Here is a 23,260-nt window from a genome sequence, read left to right as displayed (position 1 = left end):
CATAAAAAACCCCCTCCACCCCCCCCCCCCCTCCTCCACCCTCGCCCCCCTCCCCCACCCCTGGGGAGCTTAGCTTGGGTCCCGGGTCTCGTGGGGTTCACCCGCAGTCTCGCCCCGCCGTTGCAGTCTCGCGGTCAAGCAGGCCAGATGTCCTCGTCGTCGGGGACGGGGTCGCCCAGCGGCACGACGAGCAGGGGGCGATGCTGGCGGTGCGACAGGCGCGCCGCGACCGAGCCCGTGAAGAACTCGCGGATCGACTCGCCCATACCCCGCTTGCGGGTGCCCACGACGATGAGCTTCGCGTCGACCAGGTTGGCGAGGTGCTTGATCGCGAGGGCGGGGTCGCCCACGAGCTGCCGCACGCTCCACTGCAGCCCGGCGCCCTCGAGAACAGCGGATGCCGCGGCGCGAACGCTCTCGAGCGCACCCTCGCCCGCCGAGATGTCGATGTCGATGGGCGCGGAGTGCACGTAGCCATCGGGGTCTTCGTAGGTCACGAAGCGCGTCACGTCGACGTGCACGACGATCAGCGGAGCCCCCAGCATCCGCGCATAGCGAGCCGCTTCCCGCAGTACGCGAGGGGACTGGTCGGGGATGATCCCGGCCAGCACAGCACCTCGGAAGGCGTCGTCGGTGCTCGCGTCAGCAGGTCGGACTTCGTCGTCGGCCATACGTCCTCCGCCTCTCGGGCTGCCCGAGCAGCTCACGAACCGCCGGGGTCTTGGGCTTGCGTGTTATTCTGAATGCTACTCTTCCCGGCCGACATGCCGGATCGTGAATGCGTCGGGCCCGCGCAATGTCCGCGGCTCAGAAGTGAGGGGGTCTCGCATGGGGCGTGGCCGTCAGAAGGCGAAGCACACAAAGATCGCTCGCGAACTGAAGTCGTTCAGCCCGAGCGTGAATTATGCGGCGCTCGAGCGTGAGCTTGCTCACCCGTCCACGGACGACGAATACGTCGACAAGTGGGCCACCGAGGACGAAGACGAGGACGAAGACTCGTTCTCGTACGGCACAACGGCCTGACCCGACGGGTCACCAGGCTCCGTGCCGCTGCTCCCAGGCGTCTTCGACCGTCTGGGAGCGTGCTGCGACGACCCCCGCGGGGATCAGCGCGAGCAGCGTGACGCCGATCAGCACGAGCGGCAGCGTCCACGACGCCGTCGCGTCGTGCAGCAGTCCGAACGCGAGCGGGAAGACCGCCGCGATGCCGTAGCCGATGCTCTGCACGAACCCGCTCAGGGCCACGGCGCCCTCGTGCGTGCGGGTGCGGATCCCGAGCAGCACGAGGCTGAGCGGGAACAGCAGCGAGGCGACGCCGAGCAGCACGGTCCACACGGCGGGGGCGAGCGACGGCGCGACGAGCAGCCCCGCGATCCCGCCGAGGCCTGTCACGACGGCGACGGCGAACAGTGCACGCGTCGCGTGGAAGCGCACGACGAGCATGGGCACGAGCAGCGAGCACGGCATCCCGATCGAGGCGAACAGTGCGAGCATCGCGCCGGCTTCGGCCGGTGAGAGCCCCGCGATGTCGATGAGCACCTGCGGGTACCACGCGAAGAAGACGTAGGCGACGACGGCGGAGGCGGTGAACGTGACGACGAGCGCCCACACCAGCGGAAGCCGCCACAGCCGGCCGAAGACGCGCGGGTTCGCCGTCTCGATGTCGTCGGCGGCCGCACCCGCGCGCCGACTCCGCACGACGAGGATGACCCAGGGGATCATCGCGACCGCGGCGAAGACCGCCCAGACGCCGATCGACAGCCGCCAGGATGCAGCATCGGCCACCGGAACGGCGATGAGCGGCGGCGTGAACGTCGCGATCGCGAGCATCGTGGAGTACACCGACGTCACGAGGCCGATGCGGTCGGGGAAGTACTTCTTCACCAGCGGCGGCAGCAGCACGTTGCCGACGCCGACGGCGGCGAAGATGAGCGCCGTCGCGAGCAGCAGGGTCGTGGCGTCGACGGCGAAGCCGCGCAGGACGAGACCGACGGCCACGACGACCATCGCCGCCAGTCCCGTGCGCTCGAGCCCGTAACGGCGCTCGAAGAGCGGCGTTACGATGCCGAACACGGCGTAGCAGACCGGCGGCGCCGTGCCGATGAGGCCGACCACGGCGGCGGGCACCGTGAAGTCCTCGCCGATCTTCGCGAGCAGGGGCGAGAGGGATGCCACGGCGGTGCGCAGCGAGAACGCGAACAGCACGATCCCGATGAGGGCGATCGCCCGACCCCGCCAGAGCGAGCGGGAGGGGGCCGATGTCACCCCGCAAGCTTAGGACGGCCCGGGCGCCCGCTCGTCACCCGCGGAACGCGGCGTGACCGGTGATGTGCTGACCCAGGATGAGCGTGTGCACTTCGTCGGTGCCCTCGTACGTGCGCACCGACTCGAGGTTGTTGGCGTGCCGCAGCGGGGAGTAGTCCAGCGTGATGCCGTTCCCGCCGAGCACCGTGCGCGCATCGCGCGCGATGTCGATCGCGATGCGCGTGTTGTTCAGCTTCGCGACCGAGATCATGTGGTGCTCGAGCTTTCCGGCATCCTTCAATCGCCCCAGTCGCAGCGCGAGCAGTTGCGCCTTCTGGATCTCCAGAGCCCAGTTCACGAGCTTCTGCTGCGTGAGCTGGAACGCCGCCAGCGGCTTGCCGAACTGCATCCGGGTCTGCGCGTACGCGAGTGCCTGGTCGAAGCTGTCCCGCGCCGCACCCACGGCGCCCCACGCGATGCCGTACCGGGCTTCGTTCAAGCACGAGAACGGGCCCTTCAGGCCGACCGCGTCCGGAAGCAGGGCCTCGGCGGGAAGGCGCACGTCATCGAACGCGACGTCGCACTGCAGCGAGGCCCGCATCGACAGCTTGCGCTCGATCGGCGTCGCCCGGTAGCCCGGGGTGTCGGTCGGCACGAGGAATCCGCGCACCCCCTCGTCGGTCTGCGCCCAGACGACGGCGACGTGCGCGATCGAGGCGAGCCCGATCCAGCGCTTGGCGCCGTTGAGCACCCAGCCGTCACCGTCGCGCCGCGCGAACGTCTGCATCGTGCCGGGGTCGGAGCCCGCCGTCGGCTCGGTCAGGGCGAAGCAGCCGAGCACCTCACCGCGCGCCATGGGCGGCAGCCACGTCGCCTTCTGCTCGGCGGAGCCGTGCTTGTGGATCGCCGACATCGCGAGCGAGCCCTGCACCGAGACGAAGGTGCGGATGCCGGAATCCCCGGCCTCGAGCTCCTGCATCGCGATTCCGTACTCGGTCGCCGAACGGCCCGCACCCCCGTAGCCGTCGAGGTGCATGCCGAGCAGGCCGAGCTCGGCCATGTCGGGAACGAGCTCGACGGGGAAGACCGCCTCGTCGTACCATCGCGCGATGTTCGGCCGGATGCGCCGGTCGACGAACTCCCGCACCCTCGCGCGCGTCTCGAGCTCGGCGGCGGTGAACTCATCGTCGAGATTCAGCAGGTCTGCGGCGGTGCCCACGGTCAGCTCTCCTGCGAGCCTTCCACCCAGGCGAGGTACTCCTCGGACACCGTGCCGGTGACGTAGCGGCCGTCGAAGCAGCTCATGTCGAGGTCGTCGACGTCGGATCCCTCGAGGATCGCGGCCTTGAGGTCCTCGACCTCCTGGAAGACCATGTAGTCCGCGCCGAGCTCTTCGGCGATCTCGGGGATCGTCCGGCCGTGGGCGACGAGTTCGTGCCGCGAGGGCATGTTGATGCCGTACACGTGCGGGTAGCGCACGGGGGGCGCCGCCGAAGCGAAGGTCACCGTCTTGGCACCGGCATCCCGGGCCATCTGGATGATCTCCTTCGAGGTCGTGCCGCGCACGATCGAATCGTCGATCAGCAGCACGTTCTTGCCCTTGAACTCGCTCGACATCGCGTTGAGCTTCTGCCGCACGCTCTTCTTGCGGACAGCCTGACCGGGCATGATGAACGTCCGGCCGATGTAGCGGTTCTTGTAGAAACCCTCGCGGTACTCGATGCCCAGCTTGCGCGCGACCTGCATGGCGGCGGGGCGCGAGGACTCGGGGATCGGCATGACGACGTCGATGGCCTCCATCGGCGTGTGCTTGGCGATCGTGTCGGCGAGGCGGTCACCCATGCGCAGACGCGCCTCGTATACCGAGATGCCGTTCATGATCGAGTCGGGGCGCGCGAGATAGACGTATTCGAACGAGCACGGCACGAGCTGCGAGTCGCGTGCGCACTGCTGCGTGTGCAGGTTGCCGTCGAGGTCGACGAAGACCGCTTCGCCCGGGAGCACGTCGCGCACGACCTCGAAGCCGGCGTTCTCGAGCACGAGGGACTCGCTCGAGACGACCCATTCGTACGAGCCGTCGGCGGCCTGGCGCGTACCGAGGATGAGCGGGCGGATGCCGAACGGATCGCGGAACGCGAGCAGTCCATATCCCGCGATCAGAGCGATCGCGGCGTACGAGCCCTCGACGCGCTCATGCAGGCGCCGAACCGCGGCGAAGATCTGCGCGGGCTCGAGCTCGACGCCCGAGATGACGGACTGCAGCTCATTGGCGAGCACGTTGACGAGCAGCTCGGTGTCGCTCGTCGTGTTGAGATGGCGACGGTCCTTGCGGAACAGCTCTTCGGTGAGCTCGCGCGTGTTCGTCAGGTTGCCGTTGTGCACGAGCACGATGCCGTAGGGCGCGTTGACGTAGAAGGGCTGGGCCTCTTCTTCGCTTCCCGCCTGACCCTTCGTCGCGTAGCGCACGTGGCCGAGGCCGAGATTGCCCAAAAGGGCCCGCATGTCGCGCGTGCGGAACGCCTCGCGCACCTGACCGCGCTCCTTGTGCACATGGAAGGTGCCGCTGGGCTCTGCCGTGGCGATGCCGGTCGAGTCCTGACCTCGATGCTGCAGCAGAAGCAGCGCGTCGTAGATCTCCTGATTGACGGGCCCGCGCCCCATCATGCCGACGATTCCGCACATAGGGGGTCGTTACGCTCCGCTGGTCTGGCTGTAGCTTCCGACGAGGCGCACCGCTCCGCCGTCGACGCCCTTGGCGCCCTGGTCGAACTCGCCCGCGGGTCGCGTGCCCGTGCGCACCGTGCCGACGGGCCACGTCGCGATCCCCTGCTGCGAGAGAGCGGATGCCGCGGCTTCGGCCACGTCGCTCGCGACGACGGCGACGAACCCGATGCCGAGGTTCCACGTGCCCTCGGTGCTCTCGAGCGACAGGCCGCCGAGGTCGGCGAGCACGCGGAAGACCGGCGACGGCGACCAGGTCGACCGGTCGACCTCGACCCACGTGCCGGGGGGCAGCACGCGTGCGAGGTTCGCGGCGATGCCGCCGCCGGTGACGTGGCTGAGCGCGTGGACGCCGTCGAACGTCTCGGTCAGGCGCAGCAGCGGCCGCGTATACAGGCGGGTGGGCTCGAGCAGGGCCTCGCCCCACGTCGTGCCGAAGTCGTCGGCGTTGTCGCCGTACTGGATGCCGGCGCGGGCCACGATGTGCCGAACGAGCGAATAGCCGTTCGCGTGCAGACCGCTCGACGCGAGGGCGAGCACGACGTCGCCGTCGCGCACGTTCTCGGCGCCCAGGACACGATCGGCCTCGACGACGCCCGTCGCGGCGCCCGCGACGTCGTAGTCGTTCGGGCCGAGGAGTCCGGGATGCTCGGCGGTCTCGCCGCCGACGAGGGCGGTGCCCGTCTCGGCGCAGCCGGCCGCGATGCCGCGCACGATGTCGGCGATGCGCTCGGGCACGACCTTGCCGCACGCGATGTAGTCGGTCATGAAGAGGGGCTTTGCGCCCACCACGACGATGTCGTCGACGACCATGCCGACCAGATCGAGGCCGATCGTGTCGTGCTTGTCGATGGCCTGCGCGATCGCGACCTTCGTGCCGACGCCGTCGGTGCTCGCCGCGAGCAGGGGCTTGTCGTAGCTCTTGAGCGCAGCCGCGTCGAAGAGCCCGGCGAATCCGCCGACGCCGCCCAGAACCTCGGGCCCGTGCGTCTGCCGCACGGCGGACTTCATCAGTTCGACGGCGAGGTCGCCGGCAGCCGTATCGACACCGGCTTCGGCGTAGGGGTTCGGGGAAGAGGTGGGGGAGGACGCCACAGCACCCAGCCTACCGCGACGCGGAGCGCCCGCCTCGCGGCGGTGCGGCCGGGGGCGCGTCCTACAATGGCGGCATGGGCGGCGCGGGCACTCCGGAGTGGCTTGTCCGCGAGGATGCGGGCGAGGCGGTGCTCGTCGCGCTGTACCTGCGGCAGATGCTCGGCATCCGCTATCCCGACGAACTGCCGCCGCTGCGCGGCATCCCTCCTCGCACGAGTGAGCCGGAGGCCGCCGAACTCGACGTGCTCGAGACGCCCTGGCGGGCCTACTGGAACATGACGGTCGAGCCCCTGGCGAATCCCGCGCCCGGACCGCTCGAGCTCGTGGAGGGCTTCGGCACCCTGCTCGCCCTGCCCGATGACGCCGATGAGCTGCGCGCCGCGATCGTCCCGTACGCATCGGGCGCGCTCGCGTTCGCGCACGAGGCGCACGCGCGCTACCGCGCCGCGACGGGCAGCGGCAGCAGCTACCGCGCGTACGCGAGCGCGATCGCCGAGCACGAACGCCGGGTCGGGCGCCGGGCGCACTCGTTCGAGCTCAACGTGCAGGTGCTACCGCTGACTCAGCGCGGAGTGTGGTGGATCGGCGCCCTGACGGTCGCCGTCACCGACGGGCTGCGCGGCGACATCGCGGCATTCGACTCGGCGATCCACCCGATCATCGCCGAGCTCGCCTGACTCAGTCTTCGCGGACCGATTCGTGGTCGATCGTCACGTCATGGATGCGCTTGCGCGACCGGCGGTCGAGGATGAGCGCGACGAGGGCTCCGAGCACGATGCCGATCGGGATGCAGCCGAGAACGAGAAACCCGAAGACCTGGCCCTGCGAGTACACGATTCCGGTGTAGCGGCTCACATCGAGCGATCCCTGGAACGCGTACGTCAAGATCAGCGCGACGACGATGCCGACCGCGGCGCCGGCCAGCAGGAAGACCGAGATCTTGGGGGCGCGGCGCACGCGCACGACCTCGCGACGATCATCGATGCGAGGAGCGGATGCCGCGTGGTCGGGCTGTTCGGGGGTCTGTGCCATGTCGGCCATTCCCCCATTGTCCCACCTCGGACGAGAACAGCGCCCTCGGAGGCCATCCGGGGGCGCTGTTCTCGCTCAGAGCGTCAGGCGGCGCGGCGACGAGCCGCGAAGATCCACACGACCGCGCCGATCACGACGACCAGGGCGATGCCGCCGATCGCCCACGGCCACACCGACGCGGCCTCTTCGGGCTCGGCGGCTTCAGGCTGCGCCGCGGCGGCGACGGGTGCGTCCTCGGTGACGGCGACGGCGGGTTCGCCGCAGTCCGCCGCGACCGGGATGACCGCCGACACGGGGTCCATCTGCTCGCCCGCCGGATACGTGCCGAAGGCGATGGAACCCGCATCGGTCAGCGTGGAGGCGAGATCCTCGAGCACAAGCGCACCCGAAGCGATCTCGAGGTCGGGCAGCGCGAACTCGACGAATCGCACGCCCTCGTCGGCGACGGCGTCGCCCGCCTGGGTCGTTCCGAGCACGTCGAACACGAGGTAGCCGACATCGCCCGCGAGCTCGATCCGCGCGTTGTCGAGCGTCGTGTCGAGCACGCCGTCGTGGCCGTAGAACCGCACGCTGCCCTCGAACGCGACGAGTCCCGTGCCTGCTTCGAGGTCGACCGTGCCGGTGCCCTCCGACCAGACGAACTCGGGGTACACGTACTCGACGCCGGCGACATCCCAGCCGCCCTTGCCGATGCCCTCGATGTAGGTGCGGAATCCCTCACGGAAGCCCCAGTTCACGCTCGCCCCCGTCACGACGCAGCCCGCGAGGGCCTCCGCTTCGCGTGCGAGCGTGAAGCGGACTCCCCGATCGACCGATCCCTGGAAGGTCAGCGTGTGCTCCCCGTCGGCGAGGGTCGCCGGCAGCGATCCCCGCCACGTCGCGGTGCCCGCGGCATCCGCGGTCACTTCGCCGAGCAGGACGGGGGTCGAGTACACGACGACGCGGATGCCACGTTCGTTCGGCTGGAAGCCGGATGCCGAGATCTCGACCGACTCGCCGGCCTCGAGCGCGGCGCGCGTCGCATCGTCGAGCTGGATGCCCTCGGTCGCCGGCGGCGTCGCGGGAAGCTCGGTGCGCGCGCCGGCAGGAGCAGCCGCCACGGTGCCCGACGACCCGCCCGGCGCGAAGCCCGCCGCACCGACCGTGAAGGTGATCGGGTCGAGCGACGTCGAGTAGCCGTTGAGCACCCGGTTGAGCCCCGCGTTCGTGAGCGACACGGGCGCGCTGGTGAAGGTGACGGCCCCGTTCGAGGTTGTTTTGGCCGCAGCGCCGAGGTTGATGTTCGCGAAGTGCACCTGCGACCCGGCGGAGGCGACGTACAGCGCCGCGGACGTGGGAGACGTCGCCCGGATCTGCGGGTTCGCGACCGTGACGTCGAGCACGCCGGCGTGGGCCATGAACCGGACCGCTCCGAGGTACGACACCGAGCCCGTGCCCGCTGCCGCATCGAAGGTCGCGCCCGCGGCCTGCCCGAACTGGAACAGTCCGTTCGCGCGTGTCGCGCCGCCGCTCACGGCGATGCTGCCCTTCGCGAGGGTCGTGATGTAGTTCGTGAAGCTCGACGAGAGCGCCCAGCTCAGCGATCCGGCTGCCACGGGAATGCCGGGCGCCACCGGCACCACGGGTTCAGCGGGGTCGACCGGCGCCGGCGGGGTCGTGCCGGGGAAGAGCGCGGTCCACTGCGCGTCGGTGATCGGCACGTCGGCGCGCGCGAAGATCGTGTCGGCATCCGGTGCCGCATGCTGCTTCCACACGATCACTTCGTAGCGCTTGGAGCGATCGAGCTTCGCCGTCGGGGCGACGAGCGTGAAGCTCGTCTCACCGTCGGTCACGGTCGGGAACGGCAGCGCGAAGGCGACATAGCCGCCCTCGGCGTCGAGCTGAGCCTCGGTGCCCTTCTCGATGATCGCGGCGTACACGCCGGAGACCGATCCGAGCTTCGACGCCTGCACGCGCACCGTCGCGCCGGTGGCCTGCGACGCCGCCGTCACCGAGACATCGACGGACGGGCCCGACGGGGTGGCGAAGGCGATCGGCGTGTAGGTCTCGAACGGGGCGTGCTTGGCCCCGGAACCCGAGTACGTGTAGATGCCGTAGTTACCCGAAACCAGGTCATCGGCCTCGGCCACCGTCAGCTCGACCTCGAACGAACCATCCGCCGCGATCACGAACCCCCCGTTGGCGGCGTTGACCGCACCACCGAAGTCGGCCGCAGCCACACCCCAGCGCTGCTCGAAGACGGTGCGCGCGGACGCGGGCGCCGACTCAGACGGACGCCACGCATCAGCGAACGCGCCGAACACGACATACGCGCCGGCGAACGTACCCGCCAGCGGCGGACGCGTGCCCGTCGTGCCCGGCGCATCCGGAACGAACCCGGTACCCGTGACCGTCACCGTCTCACCGGCAGGATTGAGAGCCGACGTCTTCGACACCGACACGGAAGGTGCGGGCTCGGCGAAGGTGATCGGCGTGTAGGTCTCGAACGGGGCGTGTTTGGCTCCGGAACCCGAGTACGTGTAGATGCCGTAGTTGCCCGAAACCAGGTCATCGGCCTCGGCCACCGTCAGCTCGACCTCGAACGAACCGTCCGCCGCGATCACGAACCCGCCGTTGCCGGCGTTGACCGCACCACCGAAGTCGGCCGCAGCCACACCCCAGCGCTGCTCGAAGACGGTGCGCGCGGACGCGGGCGCCGACTCGGACGGACGCCACGCATCAGCGAACGCGCCGAACACGACATACGCGCCGGCGAACGTACCCGCCAGCGGCGGACGCGTGCCCGTCGTGCCTGGCGCATCCGGAACGAACCCGGCACCGGTGACCGTCACGGTCTCACCGGAGGGGTCCAGGGCCGACGTCTTCGACACCGACACGGAAGGGACCGGGGCGGGGTCGGCCGGATCGGTCGGGTCTGTGGGGTCGGTCGGCTCGGGATCCGGTGTCGGCTCGGGGTCCGGTGTCGGCTCGGGGTCCGGTGTCGGCTCGGGATCCGGGAGCGGCTGCCAATCGAGGGCGAGCGTCGCGTTCTGGCTCGGATCGTTCATGCCCTGCCCGTGCGCCTTCGACGCGTAGACGGCGTACTGCACGCCCTCGGCGTGCGCGGGCACGGTCAACTGCACCTGGAAGGACCCGTCGGCCGTCATCGGCGCCGTGCGCTGCCCGCCGCCCGCGCCGTCGACATTCCCGACGCCGACCCAGACCACATCGGTGATCTGCGCGCTGCCCGGGTAGAACCCCGGCAGGCCGACGGGCCCGACGCCGATGTACACGCCCGGCGCAGCGCCGGCGAATCCGGAACCCGTCACGGTGACCGCGCCCCCCTCGCGGGGCACCGCGTCGGCGGAGAGCGCGGGGCCGGCGGCGAAGGCGGCCGGGGCGCTGATCGCACCGGCGATCACGAGGAAGAGGGCGAGAAGCGTCGCGATCACGGTCTTGCCGCGATCGAGGACGGGCTGTGAGGACACGGTGTCTCCGGCTCTGCCGACGCGCGCGCAGCGCGGCCGGTGCGTCTGTGCATACGGGTGGGGATTCGGCAATTAGGTGTGGCTTACCTAAACTTGAGTCGACCGTAAGGCAGCCCTCTGGCCTCCGTCAAGTTTAAGTAAGGCTTACCTCATGCATCGCACCCGTCTCCTCGCCCTGGTGGCCGCGGCTGCACTGCTGCTGAGCGGATGCTCGGCCGCAGGCGCAACCTCGCCCGAACCGGTCGATGCGAACTGTCCCGACGCCGTCGTCGCCCTGAGCGATCTCGAGCCTGTCGCCGAGCCGCGCGCGGTCGAAGGGCCCTCGACGGCGTGCATCCCCTCGCTCGCCATCGAGCCCGTCGCCGACACTTCTGCTCCCGCGCTCCCGGTGACGCTGACCGATGCGGAAGGCCGCGAGGTCGAGGTGACCGATGTGTCCCGCATCCTTCCCGTCGACATCGCGGGCACGATCGCAGCGACCGTGTTCGCCCTCGGGCTCGGCGGCAACGTCGTCGGCCGCGACACGTCGACCGACTTTCCGGGCACCGAGGAGCTGCCCGTCGTGACGAAGTCGGGCCACACCCTCAACGCCGAGGCGATTCTCGAGATCGCCCCCACCGTCGTGCTGACCGACACCTCGATCGGCCCGAAGGAGGTGCGCCAGCAGCTGCGCGACGTGGGCATCGCCGTCGTCGTCATCTCCTCCGAGCACAACCTCGAGACCGTGGGTGACCTCGTCGACGAGATCGCCCACGCGCTCGGCGTCGATCAGCGCGGCGACGCGTTCCGCACGCAGCTCGAGACCGAGATCGCGGACGCCCGGGCAGAAGCGACCGACGTCGCTCCGGCCGCGGCATCCGATCGTGTCCGGATGCTGTTCCTCTATGCCCGCGGCAATGCGAACATCTACTACATCTTCGGTCGCGACTCGGGTGCGGATTCGCTCATCGAGGCGGTCGGCGGCATCGACGTCGCCGGTGAGATCGGCTGGGAGGGCATGAAGCCCATGACGGCCGAGGCGCTCGTGGCGGCGCAGCCCGATGTCATCGTCATGATGACCGACGGCCTGTCGTCGGTGGGCGGTGTCGACGGACTCATCGAGGTGATCCCCGCCGTGGGGCAGACTCCCGCCGGGGCCAACCGTCGTGTCATCGACATGGCCGACACCGCGATCCTCAGCTACGGGCCCCGCTCTCCCGACATCGTCCGCGCGCTCGCGCGAGCGCTCTACGCGCCCCCCGCCGCGTCCGGCCCGGGCGCATGACGAGCGAAGTCGTCGTCCCGACACCGACCCGGGGTCGTACGCCGCGCTTCGTCGTGCTGACGATCGTGATGTCCGTCGCGCTCGTCGCGACCGCGCTCGTGTCGCTCGGCATCGGCCAGTATCCGCTGCCGCCGGCCGAAGTGCTCGGCATCCTGCTGCAGGCCATCGGAATAGACACCGGGCTCGCGCCTGACGCGCCGACGGCCAGCGGCGTCGTGATGGACATCCGGATGCCGCGGGTCGTGCTGGGCCTTCTGGTCGGCGCTGCCCTGGCCGTCTCGGGCGTGCTCATGCAGGCGATCTTCGGCAACCCGCTCGCCGACGCGGCCGTCGTCGGCGTCTCGTCGGGAGCCGCTCTCGGGGCTGCGGCGAGCATCACGTTCGGCGTCACGGCGCTGGGCGGCTGGTCGACACCCGGCCTCGCGTTCGTCGGCGGGCTCGCCGCCGTCTTCGCGGTGTACTTCGTGAGCCGGTCGGGGGGACGCACCGAGGTCGTCACGCTGCTGCTCACGGGCATCGCCGTCAACGCGATCGCGGGGGCGGGGCTGGCCTTCATGACCTTCCTCGGCACGAACGCGACGCGCGAGCAGATCGTGTTCTGGCAGTTGGGCAGCCTCAACGGCGCCCTGTGGCAGAACATCGCACTCGTCGCGCCGCTGCTTCTCATCGGCACGATCGCGGCCCTCGTCGTCGCGCGCCGGCTCGACCTGTTCGCATTGGGCGAGCGCACCGCGCGTCACCTCGGGGTGCGGGTCGAACTGCTGCGCATCGTCGTGATCGTGACGGTCGCCCTGCTCGTGTGCGCCGCGGTCGCCTTCGCCGGGATCATCGCGTTCGTCGGGCTTGTCATCCCGCACCTCATGCGCATGGCGATCGGACCCGCGCACCTGCCGCTGGTCATCACCAGCGCGATCGGAGGAGCGCTGCTCATCGCGATCGCCGACCTCATCGCGCGCACCGCCGTGCCCCTCGCCGACCTGCCGATCGGCATGCTCACCTCGCTCGTCGGCGGCCCGTTCTTCCTCTGGCTGCTCGTGCGCACGCGCCGCCGGGCAGGGGGCTGGGGATGACCGTCCGCCTCGAAGCCCGCTCCGTCACCGTCATCCCCGACGGGTCGCGCCGCGCGATCCTTTCAGACGCGTCGGTCGAAGTGCACGACGGTGAAGTGCACGCCCTCGTCGGCCCCAACGGAGCCGGCAAATCGACCCTGTTCGGCGTCATCGCCGGGGACACGACGGCGACGCACGGCGAGGCCCTGCTCGACGGGCGGCCCCTGCGGGAGTACCCGGGGCGCGAGCTCGCACGGCTGCGCGGTGTTCTGCTGCAGCAGAACACCGTGACCTTCCCGTTCACCGTCGCCGAGGTCGTCGAGATGGGGCGGGCGCCGTGGGCGCGCACGCCCCACGAGGACGAGGACGACGACGCGATCCGCCGCGCCCTGCAGGACACCGACATCACGCAGCTCGTCGCCCGCACGATGCCGTCGCTCTCGGGAGGAGAGCGCGCCCGCGTCGCTCTGGCGCGCGTGCTCGCCCAGCGCACCGGCATCCTGCTGCTGGACGAACCGACCGCGGCTTTGGACCTCAAGCACCAGGAGGACGTGCTCGCCGTCGCGCGGCGCCGGGCGCGTGAGGGAGCCGCCGTCGCCGTCGTGTTGCACGACCTCAACGCGGCGCTGTCGTCCGCTGATCGCGTGACGCTGCTGTCGGCGGGGTCTGTCGTCGCATCCGGGGATCCCGCCGAGGTCCTCACGGCGGAGCGCATCGAAGAGGTCTACGCGCAGCCGGTGGACGTGTTCCGGCATCCGGTGACGGGCACGCCCGTCGTCATGCCACGGCGCTGACGGGGCGGTCGATCGAGCCGGTCCGGGCCGGTGCGCGGTCGGACCGGAGCCGGTGCCTGTCGAGGTGTGGTCGGTGCCCGTCGGTGTGGAGTCGGTGCGCCCGTCAGGGCCGCAACGGCAGGAGGTCGGAGACATCGGCGCGCGTGCCGGAGGCGACGATGCGGCCCGCGGTCGCGGCATCCGACCACAGCTCGTCGCCGAGGGCGACCGCGATCCAGGTCGCCGGGTCGGTCTCGACGACGTTCGGCGGAGTGCCCCGCGTGTGCCGCGGCCCCTCGAGCACCTGCACGGCACCGAACGGCGGCACGCGCACCTCGACGGTGTGGCCGGGCGCCTTCTCGGCGAGCAGCTGCAGCAGATAGCGCACGGCCGTGGCGAGATCGGTGCGGGCGGGGCTGTCGGCGGCGCGGACAGACGCGAGCGCGGCACGGCCGTCGTCGGTCGAGATCTTGCGGGCCATGGCTCCACGCTACGCCGTGCACAACTCCTCAAGAACGCGCGCCCAGGCCCTCGAACGCCGCGTCGGCCCTGGTACGTGAGGAGTTGTGCACACGACCCGTCCCGGCGGGCCTCGGTAGGCTGGGCGCGTGAGAATCCTGGTCCTCGGTTCGGGCGCGCGCGAGCACGCCATCATCCTCGCGCTGCGTTCGGAGGAGGCCTCGCACGAGATCTTCGCCGCCCCCGGCAACGCCGGCATCGCGCGCGACGCGTCGATCGCCGACCTCGACGCCAACGACCCCGCTGCCGTCACGTCGTTCGCGAACGAGAACGCGATCGACCTCGTCGTGATCGGCCCCGAGGCCCCGCTCATCGCGGGGGTCGCCGACGCGCTGCGCGAGCGCGGCATCCCCGTGTTCGGTCCCGGCAAGGGGGCCGCACAGCTCGAAGGGTCGAAGTCGTTCGCGAAGCGGGTCATGGAAGCGGCGGAAGTGCCGACCGGCGGCGCGACCCGTGCGCGCACGCGCGCCGAGGTCGAGACCGCGCTCGATCTGTACGGTGCTCCGCACGTCGTGAAGGCCGACGGGCTCGCCGCCGGCAAGGGCGTCATCGTGACGTCGGACCGCGACGCAGCCCTCGCTCACGCGGATGCGTATCTCGCCGACGGCGCCGTGCTCGTCGAGGAGTTCCTCGCGGGCCCCGAAGTGTCGCTGTTCTTCCTGAGCGACGGCGACCACGTGCTGCCGCTGAGCCCCGCGCAGGACTTCAAGCGCCTCGGCGACGGCGACACCGGGCCCAACACGGGCGGCATGGGCGCGTACTCCCCACTGCCCTGGCTCGCCGACGGTTTCGGCAGCGAAGAGGCATTCGTCGACCTCGTCACGGCCCAGGTCGCCGAGCCCGTCATCCACCAGCTCGATGCCGAGGGCACCCCCTTCATCGGCCTGCTCTACGCCGGACTCATCCTGACCGAGCAGGGCGTCAAGGTCATCGAGTTCAACGCGCGCTTCGGCGACCCCGAGACCCAGGTCGTGCTGCCGCGCCTGGTCGACCCGCTCTCGGAGCTGCTGCTGGCCGCGGCATCCGGTCATCTCGAGGATCAGCCACGACCGGCGTTCGCCGACGAGGTCGCGGTGACCGTCGTGCTCGCGAGCGAGGGCTACCCGCAGGCACCCGTGACCGGTCGCAGGCTGACCGGCCTCGACGCGGCGGCCGCCGTCGACGGGGTGCACCTCGCGCACGCCGCGACCGCCGAGCGCGACGGCGCTCTCGCCGCGACGGGTGGGCGCGTGCTCAACGTCGTCGGGGTGGGAACGTCGTTCGCCGAGGCCCGCGACCGCGCCTACCGGGCGCTCGGCGAGATCGCCCTCGAGGGCGGTCAGCACCGCACCGACATCGCCGCCCGCGTCGTCGAACGCTGAGCCTGGGGGTCTCGGCTGAGGGATGCCGCGACTCAGCGCCGTGCGTCGTGGATCCACGACGCACCCAGCCCGAGCAGCACCGCGTCGGACGTCAGCAGCTCGAACGACTCGCTCGATGCCTGGGCGAGCAGCATCCGATCGAAGGGGTCGTGACGCGCCAGCGCGGGGAACCGCGCCATCGCCGCCGCGTGGTCGACGGTGAACGGCAGCTCAGTGAGTCCGGACCTGGCGAAGACGCCAGGAAAGCTCTGCCCGCCGGGCAGAGGAAGCCGGCCCAGCATGTGCTTGATCGTGATCTCCATGACCGTCGCCGAGGAGTAGTGCACCCGCGGGGCCGTCGCGATCCGACTGCGGCTCTGCGCGCCGAGGTCAGCGCTGTCGCGGTAGAGCCAGAGCAACGCGTTGGTATCGAGCAGGATCACGCGTCGACCCGGTAGAACATGTCGGAGATCTCGGCGTCGATCCCGTCGAACAGCTGCGGGTCGTGCTCGGCCTCGCTGGCGCCGAGCCCGAAGACGATGCGGACCTCGCGATGCGGAACGATGTCGACGACAGGGGTGCCGGCTCGAGCGATCGTGATCTCCTCCCCCGCGAGCACGCGCACGATCAACGCCGACAGCTGCGACTTCGCTTCGTGAATGTTCACCTGCGCCATGCGCTCCACCTTATCCAGGTTAGTCGGACTTAGCTAGACTCGGTGACCACCGGGGTCTTTCATCGACCCGGTCCAGGCATCGCGTTCGCCGGCCGAGCACGCTTGGGATCCCTCTGACTCCGTGGCATCCGGGTCTGGCCGTTGCACCGCGTCCGGGATAATGGGCGCGTGACGAAGCCCCTCGATCTGCCCGGCTGGCACCACGTGTACTCGGGCAAGGTGCGCGACCTGTACGAACCCGACTCGCCGACGGCGTCCGAGGGGCGGATGCTGGTGGTCGCGAGCGATCGCGTCAGCGCGTTCGACCACGTGCTCTCGCCCGGCATCCCTGACAAGGGGGTGCTGCTCACGACCCTCAGCCTGTGGTGGTTCGACATGCTCGCCGGGGCCGACGGGGGTCGTAGCATCCCGAATCATCTCGCGGCGTCCCATGTGCTCGGTGCCGATGACACGGCGCTCGACCTCATCCCCGAGGCCGTCGCCGGCCGGTCCATGATCGTCAAGAACCTCGACATGCAGCCGATCGAATGCGTCGTGCGCGGCTACCTGACCGGGTCGGGCTGGGCCGAGTACGTCGAAAGCGGCACGGTCTGCGGCATCCGCCTGCCCGAGGGTCTGTCCAACGGCGACCGTCTGCCCGCACCCATCTTCACCCCCGCGTACAAGGCGCCGCTGGGCGAGCACGACGAGAACATCTCGTTCGAGCAGACCGTCCAGCTCGTCGGCAACGAGCGCGCCGAACTGCTGCGCGACCTGTCACTCGAGATCTACGAACGCGCCGCGCGCACGGCCGAGCAGCGCGGGCTCATCCTCGCCGACACGAAGTTCGAGTTCGGCCTCGACGGTGACGGCGTCATGACCCTCGCCGACGAGGTGCTCACGAGCGACTCGTCTCGGTACTGGGATGCCGCGGCGTGGGCCAACGGCGCGACTCCGGCCGAGCGCATGGCGAGCTTCGACAAGCAGATCGTGCGCGACTGGCTCGCCGCGAACTGGGCCCACGCGCCCGGAGGCTCGGCGCAGCGCGCAAGCGATGCGTCGAGTGGGCGTGGGGAGGGCAAGACGGGTGAGCCCCCCGCGCTTCCCGCCGAGATCGCCGAGCGCACGTCCGCCCGCTATCGCGAACTGCTCGAGCGCCTCACCGGCGCCTGAGTCACGCGTTCTTCATCGCCTTCAGCCGCGAGAGCAGCGCCGGGCCGGATCGGTCGAGGATCCGCCCGCCGATCAGAACGCCGACGACCACGAACACCGCCCCGAGCACGACACCCACGACGCCCGCGATCCAGCTGAGCAGCGCGCTGTCCGTGAAGAACCCGATGAGCCCGACGACGATCGCCGGGGCCGCGAGCACGATCGACACGAGCCAGACCCCGAAGAAGACGAGACTCTGCAGAAAAGTCGTGCCGGGCACCTTCTTGAAGGGGTTGTCCCCCGAGCCGGCGACCGGAACGACGATCTGCGCACTCGTCACGGCGCACACGCCGTACCCGGTCAGGAGGATCCCGAGCGACATTCCGAGGATTCCGGGCAGCTGCGTCCAGTTGCCCGAGAAGAAGAACGGCAGCACGGCCGCGAGCAGCACGAGCGGCACGGCGACGACGCCCGCGGCGAGGATGCGTCCGGCACGGTCGGCGCGGCCGCTGACGCCCGAGGCGAGCTCGGTACCGAACGCCGTGCCGTCGTACGAGATGTCCGCGTACACGACGATGCCGATGACGAGCGCGATGAGGGGCGCCGCGAAGCTCAGACCGTTCGCCACGTCGCCGTCACGCAGATAGAACCACAGCAGCACGGGCACGAGCGGCACGACGATGAGCTGACGCAGGTAGCGCGGATCGCGCAGCCAGTAGGTGAGCGATCGCGCGAAGACGGCTCCGGCAGGGCCCGTCGGCACGCGTCCGAACAGGCCGATCCTGCCCGCGGCGACCGTCGCGGCGGAACTCGACCGGGGATTGGCGAGCGACGCGGCGAGCGACCAGCGCCACAGCGCCCACAGCAGGCCGAGCGTCGCGAGAGCGATGACGAGCTTCACGGCGGCGGCGAGCCAGTCCCCTGCCGCGACATCGCCTGGCACGGCCCAGGCCGCTCCGACAGGGGTCCACCCCAGTACGCGGATCGCGACGAGCAGCGTGTCGACGTTGAGCGCGAACCCGGTCGCGACGCCCGCGACGATGGGTCCCGCGAGCATGAGCGGAACGAGCACGAGCACACCCGACGCCTCACGCAGCCGGCGCCTGCCGCCCAGGCCCGACACGAGCGAGGCGACCGCACGCGACGCGACGACGGCGGTCAGCACGGCCAGCGGCACGCACACGACGGCGGCGGCGAGCGCGAGGGGCCAGTGGATCCACGTCGCGAACGTGCCGAGCGCGGCGACCGAGGTCACGATCCCCGGGATGCCGCACACTCCGGCCAGCGTCAGCGCGACCATCATCCGCCGCAGCGACATCGGAAAGACGACGAGCCGTTCGGGGTCGAGCGTCGCGTCGACGCCGAACACGATGAGCGGTCCCAGCACCCACCCGAGCGTCACGAGCGATCCCGCCCCGACGATGACGCTCGTTGCGAGGTCGAGCGGTCCGAACCCGAGCACGACCAGGCCGACGATCGCACCGAGCAGCACCCCCAGGCCGTACAGCGCGCCGAAGATGAACCCGACGAGCTGCCACGGACTGCGGGCGAGCTGGTTGCCGAGAACCCGGAAGCGCAGCTTCAGGAGTGTCGCAACCATTCGGGCCCTTCCGTGTGGCGACGGCCGCCGACGAGGTCGACGAAGCGGTCCTGCAGCGACTGTCCGGCGCGCACTTCGTCGACCGTGCCGGCGACGAGCAAACGCCCGGCGGCGATGATCGCGACGTGGTCGCACGTGCGCTGCACGAGGTCCATCGAGTGGCTCGAGACGATGACCGTGCCGCCCGAGCGCACGTAGCCGGTGAGGATGTCCTGGATGTTGGCTGCCGAGACCGGGTCGACCGACTCGAACGGCTCGTCGAGCACGAGCAGTCGCGGCGCATGCACGAGCGCGCACGCCAGCGCGATCTTCTTGGTCATGCCGGCCGAGTAATCCACGACCATCGTGCCGGCGGCATCCGTCATGTCCATGAGGGCGAGGAGGTCGTGCGTGCGCCGCGCGACCTCGTCGTGCGGCAGGCCGAAGAGCAGACCGTTGTAGGTGACGAGCTGCTCGCCGGTGAGCCGGTCGAAGAGCTTGACGCCGTCGGCGAGGTTGCCGAGCATCGCCTTCGCCCGCACGGGCTCGCGCCACACGTCGACGCCGTGCACGAGCGCCTGCCCGGCATCGGGAACGAGCAGGCCCGTCGCCATCGAGAGGGTCGTGGTCTTGCCCGCGCCGTTGGGGCCGACGAGGCCATAGAACGAACCGGTCGGCACCGTGAGGGTGATCCCCTCGACGGCGACCTTCTCGCCGAACCGCTTGTGCAGTCCGTTCAGCTGAAGGGCCGCGCCGTCCACGGGTCCGGGGGCGGGAATCGGCGGGACCGGCGGCGTGCCGGGCGGGACTGGTTCGGTCAAGATCGACTCCGTCACACATCTCGGATGCCGCGGGCAGAGGCCTGCGGCATCCACCAGCCTTTCGAACTCGTGCGCGGTTGCCGATCTCGCCGCGCCGTGCTCGCTAAGGTGAGGCGAGCAAAATCGAATCGAGCGCAAGGAGCGCCCCATGGCCCTGTGGAAACTGCACGGCAACGGCCGGAACGTCGAACCCGGAAAGGTCGTCGCCCCCGACGAGCGACTGAACTGGCCCGCGACGATCGCGATCGGGGCGCAGCACGTCGTCGCGATGTTCGGGGCGACGTTCCTCGTGCCCGTCTTGACCGGCTTCCCGGTGCCGACGACACTGCTGTTCTCGGGAATCGGCACGCTGCTGTTCCTGATCATCACGAAGAACAAGCTGCCCAGCTACCTGGGCTCGTCGTTCGCCTTCATCGCGCCGGTCACGGCGGCGACCGCGACGGCCGGGATGGGGTCCGCGCTCGCGGGCATCGTCGCCGTCGGCGTGCTGCTGGCGGTCGTCGGGTTCATCGTGCAGTTCGCGGGCCTGGGGTGGGTCGATCGGTTCATGCCGCCCGTCGTCGCGGGCGCGATCGTCGCGCTCATCGGGTTCAACCTGGCCCCCGTCGCGTGGTCGAACTTCCAGCTGCAGCCGGGCACGGCGACCATCACGCTCGTCGCGGTCATCCTGTTCAGCGTGCTGTTCCGCGGGTTCCTCGGGCGGATCTCGATCTTCCTCGGCGTCATCGTCGGCTACGTCGCGGCGCTCATCTTCGGCGAAGTCGACTTCTCGGCGCTCGAGGAAGCCGCGTGGATCGGTCTGCCGGAGTTCCACATCGCCGACTTCGCCTCACCGGGCACATGGAGCGCCATCGCGATGTTCCTGCCCGTCGTGCTCGTGCTCATCGCCGAGAACGTCGGACACGTGCGCGGTGTCGCCACGATGACCACCCCGGCGGTCAACAAGCACACGGGTCGTGCGCTCATCGCCGACGGTGCCGCGACGACGCTCGCGGGCTTCTTCGGCGGATCGGGCACGACGACGTACGGCGAGAACATCGGCGTCATGGCTGCGACGCGCGTGTACTCGACGGCCGCCTACTGGGTCGCCGGTGTCGTGGCGATCCTGCTCGCGATGTCGCCGAAGGTCGGGGCGCTGTTCAACTCGATCCCCGCCGGCGTGTTGGGCGGCGTGACGACCGCGCTGTACGGCCTGATCGGCATCATCGGCATCAAGATCTGGGTCGACAACCGCGTCGACTTCTCGCGCCCCGTCAACCAGTACACCGGTGCCGTCGCGCTCGTCATCGCGATCGCGGGCTTCACGATGGAGTGGGGCGACTTCCAGCTCGGCGCGATCGTGGTCGGTGCCGCCGCGGCGCTGCTGATCTACCACCTGGGCAACGCGATCGCGCGCTGGCGCAAGACCGGCGCCGACGACGGCGGCCCGATCCCGGCCGTCGGCCCGCTCGGCGGCGACCCCGAGGACGCCCCCGTCCGCTGACGCTCTCGACACGCGCCCCCTCACCCGCGAGACTGCAACGGGAAGGCGAGACCGTGGGTTCCACCCGCTGTTTCGGCCTCCCGATGCAGTCTCGCGGTCATTGCGGGCGCGGGGAATGAGAACGGGGGGATGCGGGTTGTCTATGCACATGAATGCACCACGACTTGCCTCGGACACGGCCATGGGGCCCGTCACCCTCATGGTGGGCGACCTCGACGCGATGACGGCGTACTACCGCGACGTCGTGACGCTCGAACTCCTGTCGACCGAGGGTGAGACGGCGACGCTCGGTCGCGCCGGGCTGCCCCTCATCGTGTTGCGCCGGGACCCCGCACTGCGCCACGCGGCGCCGGGATCGGCGGGCCTGTTCCACACGGCGATTCTCTTCGAGACGCAGGAGGCCCTCGCGGCGGCGCTGTACAGCGTCGCGCGGCACGCCCCCGGCACGTTCACCGGCTCCGCCGACCACCTCGTCAGCCAGGCGTTCTACATGACCGACCCCGAGGGCAACGGCATCGAGCTCTACTGGGACCGCGACCGCAGCGAGTGGTCGTGGGTGCACGGTGAGGTCGAGATGGCGACGCTGCACCTCGATCCGAACGCGTTCCTCGAGCAGCACCTCACCGAGCAGGCCGCCCTCGGCTCGACCGGCGCGCAGGCGGCGACGATCGGTCACGTGCACCTCTCGGTGGGCGATGTCGCGACGGCGCGCGCGTTCTACGTCGACGCGCTCGGGTTCGACGTCACGACGCAGATGGGCAACCAGGCGCTGTTCGTCAGCGCCGGCGGGTACCACCACCACATGGCGATGAACGTCTGGAACTCGCGCGGCGCGGGTCCGCGGATGCCGGCACTCGGCCTCGGACGCGTGGATCTGGCGCTTCCCCACGACGATGCCCTGGGCGAGCTCGGGGAGCGACTCGCGTTCGCGGGTGTCGCGACGCGCGACGACGGCCGCACGCTGAGCTTCGACGATCCGTGGAACAACGCGCTGCACGCGACGGCCCCGGAGCCCGCCCGCTCCTGAAGCGACCGCAGGTCAGACGGAGTCGCGGATGATGAGGTCGGTCTCGAGGATCGTGACGTGCTGCGGCTGCCGGCCCGCGAGCAGATCGAGCAGGATGCCGGCCATCTGCTCCCCCTGCGCGAACGACGGCTGACGCATCGTCGTGAGCTGCGGCACGACCGAGGTCGCGACGGGCGAATCGTCGAACCCGACGATCGCGATGTCTTCGGGCACGCGCAGCCCGGCAGCCCCGAGCACGCTCAGCGCGCCCCGCGCCATCAGGTCGCTCGCGATGAACACCGCGTCGGGCGCAGAACCCGCTGACAGGATGCGCCGCATCGCGGCCGCGCCCCCGTCGGCGGTGAAGTTGCCGTCCTCGACAGCGACGGGATCGAGGCCGCGGCGGGCGAGCGCCGCGAGGAACCCGTCGAGCCGGTCGATCCCCGCCGGCATCGTGCGCGGTCCCGTGATCGTCGCGATCCGGCGCCGACCGGCGTCGATGAGATGCTCCGTCGCGATGCGCGCCCCCGACGTGTTGTCGACGTCGACGTAGTAGTCGCGGTCACGCTCCCGCGCCGGGCGACCGCCGTACACGACGGGCACGGCCGACGCGATGCGGTCGATGAATGTGTCGCTCGTGTGGTGCGAGACGATGATGGCGCCGTCCACCGCGCCGCTGCGCACGTAGCTCGTCGTCTTGTCGCCGGGGTCGTCGCTGGCGATGAAGAGGTTGAGCACGAAATCCGAACGACTCAGTCGCGCGTTGATGCCCGACACGATCGCGGCGAAGAACGGGTCGCCGAAGAAGCGTGTCGTGTCTTCGGGGACGATGAGGGCGACGGCGTGCGTCTGCCTGCTCGCGAGTGAACGCGCGGCTCGGTTGGGCACGTAGTTGAGCTCGGCGATCGCTCGGGTGACGGCATCCAATGCTTCTGGGCTCACCGCCGTCGAGCCGTTCACGACGCGCGACACGGTCGACCGCGAGACCCCCGCCGCGGCGGCGACCTCTTCGATCGTGACCGAGCCGCGCATCGCTTCCGTGCTCATCCGTTGATTCTCC

General features: G+C 70.4%; 22 protein-coding genes. 9 read left to right on the top strand and 13 right to left on the bottom strand.

Annotated features, from left to right (window positions below; translation table 11 throughout):
• Nucleotides 1–134: 134 nt before the first annotated feature.
• Complete coding sequence (locus tag ACWICD_RS06790; RefSeq protein ID WP_454139733.1) at nucleotides 135–671, bottom strand: universal stress protein; 537 nt, start codon at nucleotides 669–671, stop codon at nucleotides 135–137.
• A 157-nt stretch (nucleotides 672–828) separates the two neighbouring features.
• On the opposite strand from ACWICD_RS06790, the gene ACWICD_RS06785 reads away from it, so the two are divergent.
• Nucleotides 829–1,023, top strand: coding sequence for a DUF3073 domain-containing protein (locus ACWICD_RS06785; protein ID WP_376130657.1), 195 nt, complete (start codon nucleotides 829–831; stop codon nucleotides 1,021–1,023).
• 9 nt (nucleotides 1,024–1,032) lie between these two features.
• Here the strand turns inward: ACWICD_RS06785 and ACWICD_RS06780 are convergent, their stop codons facing one another.
• Genes ACWICD_RS06780 through purM form a run of 4 tightly spaced genes read right to left on the bottom strand, consistent with a single transcriptional unit; the run spans nucleotide 1,033 to nucleotide 6,060 of the window.
• On the bottom strand, nucleotides 1,033–2,265 hold the full coding sequence (locus ACWICD_RS06780) for an MFS transporter (RefSeq protein ID WP_454139732.1): 1,233 nt from the start codon (nucleotides 2,263–2,265) through the stop codon (nucleotides 1,033–1,035).
• 34 nt (nucleotides 2,266–2,299) lie between these two features.
• Nucleotides 2,300–3,463, bottom strand: coding sequence for an acyl-CoA dehydrogenase family protein (locus ACWICD_RS06775; RefSeq protein ID WP_376130663.1), 1,164 nt, complete (start codon nucleotides 3,461–3,463; stop codon nucleotides 2,300–2,302).
• 2 nt (nucleotides 3,464–3,465) lie between these two features.
• Nucleotides 3,466–4,926, bottom strand: a complete 1,461-nt coding sequence (gene purF, locus ACWICD_RS06770; protein WP_376130666.1) for an amidophosphoribosyltransferase — start codon at nucleotides 4,924–4,926, stop codon at nucleotides 3,466–3,468.
• A 9-nt stretch (nucleotides 4,927–4,935) separates the two neighbouring features.
• Nucleotides 4,936–6,060: a phosphoribosylformylglycinamidine cyclo-ligase gene (purM, locus tag ACWICD_RS06765; RefSeq protein WP_454139731.1), complete on the bottom strand. Its 1,125-nt coding sequence runs from the start codon at nucleotides 6,058–6,060 to the stop codon at nucleotides 4,936–4,938.
• 74 nt (nucleotides 6,061–6,134) lie between these two features.
• Here purM and ACWICD_RS06760 point away from each other — a divergent pair, with 74 nt between their 5' ends.
• Nucleotides 6,135–6,737, top strand: a complete 603-nt coding sequence (locus ACWICD_RS06760; protein ID WP_376130671.1) for a zinc-binding alcohol dehydrogenase — start codon at nucleotides 6,135–6,137, stop codon at nucleotides 6,735–6,737.
• Nucleotide 6,738: 1 nt separating this feature from the next.
• Here the strand turns inward: ACWICD_RS06760 and ACWICD_RS06755 are convergent, their stop codons facing one another.
• Together ACWICD_RS06755 and ACWICD_RS06750 are read right to left on the bottom strand one after the other, a co-directional pair.
• Nucleotides 6,739–7,101 carry a potassium transporter Trk gene (locus tag ACWICD_RS06755; protein ID WP_376130674.1) on the bottom strand — a complete coding sequence of 121 codons (363 nt, stop codon included), beginning with the start codon at nucleotides 7,099–7,101 and terminating at the stop codon, nucleotides 6,739–6,741.
• Nucleotides 7,102–7,175: 74 nt separating this feature from the next.
• Nucleotides 7,176–10,559, bottom strand: a complete 3,384-nt coding sequence (locus ACWICD_RS06750) for an HtaA domain-containing protein (protein ID WP_454139730.1) — start codon at nucleotides 10,557–10,559, stop codon at nucleotides 7,176–7,178.
• 151 nt (nucleotides 10,560–10,710) lie between these two features.
• On the opposite strand from ACWICD_RS06750, the gene ACWICD_RS06745 reads away from it, so the two are divergent.
• From ACWICD_RS06745 to ACWICD_RS06735, 3 genes are read left to right on the top strand one after another with little or no spacing between them, the layout of a single operon-like run.
• Nucleotides 10,711–11,823, top strand: coding sequence for a heme/hemin ABC transporter substrate-binding protein (locus tag ACWICD_RS06745; protein WP_454139729.1), 1,113 nt, complete (start codon nucleotides 10,711–10,713; stop codon nucleotides 11,821–11,823).
• On the top strand, nucleotides 11,820–12,893 hold the full coding sequence (locus tag ACWICD_RS06740; RefSeq protein WP_454139728.1) for a FecCD family ABC transporter permease: 1,074 nt from the start codon (nucleotides 11,820–11,822) through the stop codon (nucleotides 12,891–12,893). Before ACWICD_RS06745 ends, ACWICD_RS06740 begins: the two co-directional genes overlap by 4 nt.
• Entirely contained in the window at nucleotides 12,890–13,666 is a 777-nt protein-coding gene (locus ACWICD_RS06735) for a heme ABC transporter ATP-binding protein (RefSeq protein ID WP_376130686.1), read from the top strand. Before ACWICD_RS06740 ends, ACWICD_RS06735 begins: the two co-directional genes overlap by 4 nt.
• A gap of 103 nt (nucleotides 13,667–13,769) precedes the next feature.
• On the opposite strand, the gene ACWICD_RS06730 is transcribed toward ACWICD_RS06735, so the two are convergent.
• Nucleotides 13,770–14,126: a sterol carrier family protein gene (locus ACWICD_RS06730; RefSeq protein ID WP_376130689.1), complete on the bottom strand. Its 357-nt coding sequence runs from the start codon at nucleotides 14,124–14,126 to the stop codon at nucleotides 13,770–13,772.
• Between the two features lie 127 nt (nucleotides 14,127–14,253).
• Between ACWICD_RS06730 and purD the strand changes: the two genes are divergently transcribed.
• The gene (gene purD, locus ACWICD_RS06725; RefSeq protein ID WP_454139727.1) at nucleotides 14,254–15,525 is read left to right on the top strand and encodes a phosphoribosylamine--glycine ligase; all 1,272 of its coding nucleotides are present in this window, start codon (nucleotides 14,254–14,256) and stop codon (nucleotides 15,523–15,525) included.
• Between the two features lie 32 nt (nucleotides 15,526–15,557).
• Here the strand turns inward: purD and ACWICD_RS06720 are convergent, their stop codons facing one another.
• Together ACWICD_RS06720 and ACWICD_RS06715 are read right to left on the bottom strand one after the other, a co-directional pair.
• Nucleotides 15,558–15,947 (bottom strand): type II toxin-antitoxin system VapC family toxin, encoded by a 390-nt coding sequence (locus tag ACWICD_RS06720; RefSeq protein ID WP_454139726.1) that lies wholly within the window; start codon nucleotides 15,945–15,947, stop codon nucleotides 15,558–15,560.
• Entirely contained in the window at nucleotides 15,944–16,180 is a 237-nt protein-coding gene (locus ACWICD_RS06715) for a type II toxin-antitoxin system Phd/YefM family antitoxin (RefSeq protein ID WP_376130698.1), read from the bottom strand. The genes ACWICD_RS06720 and ACWICD_RS06715 overlap by 4 nt, the downstream gene beginning before the upstream one ends.
• Before the next feature lie 168 nt (nucleotides 16,181–16,348).
• Between ACWICD_RS06715 and ACWICD_RS06710 the strand changes: the two genes are divergently transcribed.
• A complete protein-coding gene (locus ACWICD_RS06710) occupies nucleotides 16,349–17,332 on the top strand; it encodes a phosphoribosylaminoimidazolesuccinocarboxamide synthase (RefSeq protein WP_454139725.1) in 984 nt (327 codons plus the stop codon).
• Nucleotide 17,333: 1 nt separating this feature from the next.
• Here ACWICD_RS06710 and ACWICD_RS06705 read toward each other — a convergent pair whose 3' ends face one another.
• Nucleotides 17,334–18,911: a hypothetical protein gene (locus ACWICD_RS06705; RefSeq protein WP_454139724.1), complete on the bottom strand. Its 1,578-nt coding sequence runs from the start codon at nucleotides 18,909–18,911 to the stop codon at nucleotides 17,334–17,336.
• Entirely contained in the window at nucleotides 18,893–19,711 is an 819-nt protein-coding gene (locus ACWICD_RS06700; protein WP_376130707.1) for an ABC transporter ATP-binding protein, read from the bottom strand. Before ACWICD_RS06700 ends, ACWICD_RS06705 begins: the two co-directional genes overlap by 19 nt.
• Before the next feature lie 148 nt (nucleotides 19,712–19,859).
• On the opposite strand from ACWICD_RS06700, the gene ACWICD_RS06695 reads away from it, so the two are divergent.
• Both ACWICD_RS06695 and ACWICD_RS06690 read left to right on the top strand, forming a co-directional pair.
• Nucleotides 19,860–21,194 (top strand): uracil-xanthine permease family protein, encoded by a 1,335-nt coding sequence (locus tag ACWICD_RS06695; RefSeq protein WP_376130710.1) that lies wholly within the window; start codon nucleotides 19,860–19,862, stop codon nucleotides 21,192–21,194.
• Nucleotides 21,195–21,342: 148 nt separating this feature from the next.
• The gene (locus ACWICD_RS06690) at nucleotides 21,343–22,221 is read left to right on the top strand and encodes a VOC family protein (RefSeq protein WP_454139723.1); all 879 of its coding nucleotides are present in this window, start codon (nucleotides 21,343–21,345) and stop codon (nucleotides 22,219–22,221) included.
• A gap of 12 nt (nucleotides 22,222–22,233) precedes the next feature.
• On the opposite strand, the gene ACWICD_RS06685 is transcribed toward ACWICD_RS06690, so the two are convergent.
• Nucleotides 22,234–23,247, bottom strand: a complete 1,014-nt coding sequence (locus ACWICD_RS06685) for a LacI family DNA-binding transcriptional regulator (protein WP_376130716.1) — start codon at nucleotides 23,245–23,247, stop codon at nucleotides 22,234–22,236.
• Nucleotides 23,248–23,260 lie beyond the last annotated feature (13 nt).

This window comes from Microbacterium sp. NPDC055357 (assembly GCF_053644835.1).
This window is presented reverse-complemented; position numbering and strand designations above follow the sequence as displayed.

Coding starts and splice junctions, on each gene's coding strand:
- ACWICD_RS06790 (WP_454139733.1), bottom strand. CDS start 671: ATGGCCGACGACGAAGTCCGACCTGCTGACGCGAGCACCGACGACGCC.
- ACWICD_RS06785 (WP_376130657.1), top strand. CDS start 829: ATGGGGCGTGGCCGTCAGAAGGCGAAGCACACAAAGATCGCTCGCGAA.
- purF (WP_376130666.1), bottom strand. CDS start 4,926: ATGTGCGGAATCGTCGGCATGATGGGGCGCGGGCCCGTCAATCAGGAG.
- ACWICD_RS06760 (WP_376130671.1), top strand. CDS start 6,135: ATGGGCGGCGCGGGCACTCCGGAGTGGCTTGTCCGCGAGGATGCGGGC.
- ACWICD_RS06755 (WP_376130674.1), bottom strand. CDS start 7,101: ATGGCCGACATGGCACAGACCCCCGAACAGCCCGACCACGCGGCATCC.
- ACWICD_RS06745 (WP_454139729.1), top strand. CDS start 10,711: ATGCATCGCACCCGTCTCCTCGCCCTGGTGGCCGCGGCTGCACTGCTG.
- ACWICD_RS06740 (WP_454139728.1), top strand. CDS start 11,820: ATGACGAGCGAAGTCGTCGTCCCGACACCGACCCGGGGTCGTACGCCG.
- ACWICD_RS06735 (WP_376130686.1), top strand. CDS start 12,890: ATGACCGTCCGCCTCGAAGCCCGCTCCGTCACCGTCATCCCCGACGGG.
- ACWICD_RS06730 (WP_376130689.1), bottom strand. CDS start 14,126: ATGGCCCGCAAGATCTCGACCGACGACGGCCGTGCCGCGCTCGCGTCT.
- ACWICD_RS06715 (WP_376130698.1), bottom strand. CDS start 16,180: ATGGCGCAGGTGAACATTCACGAAGCGAAGTCGCAGCTGTCGGCGTTG.
- ACWICD_RS06705 (WP_454139724.1), bottom strand. CDS start 18,911: ATGGTTGCGACACTCCTGAAGCTGCGCTTCCGGGTTCTCGGCAACCAG.
- ACWICD_RS06695 (WP_376130710.1), top strand. CDS start 19,860: ATGGCCCTGTGGAAACTGCACGGCAACGGCCGGAACGTCGAACCCGGA.
- ACWICD_RS06690 (WP_454139723.1), top strand. CDS start 21,343: ATGAATGCACCACGACTTGCCTCGGACACGGCCATGGGGCCCGTCACC.
- ACWICD_RS06685 (WP_376130716.1), bottom strand. CDS start 23,247: ATGAGCACGGAAGCGATGCGCGGCTCGGTCACGATCGAAGAGGTCGCC.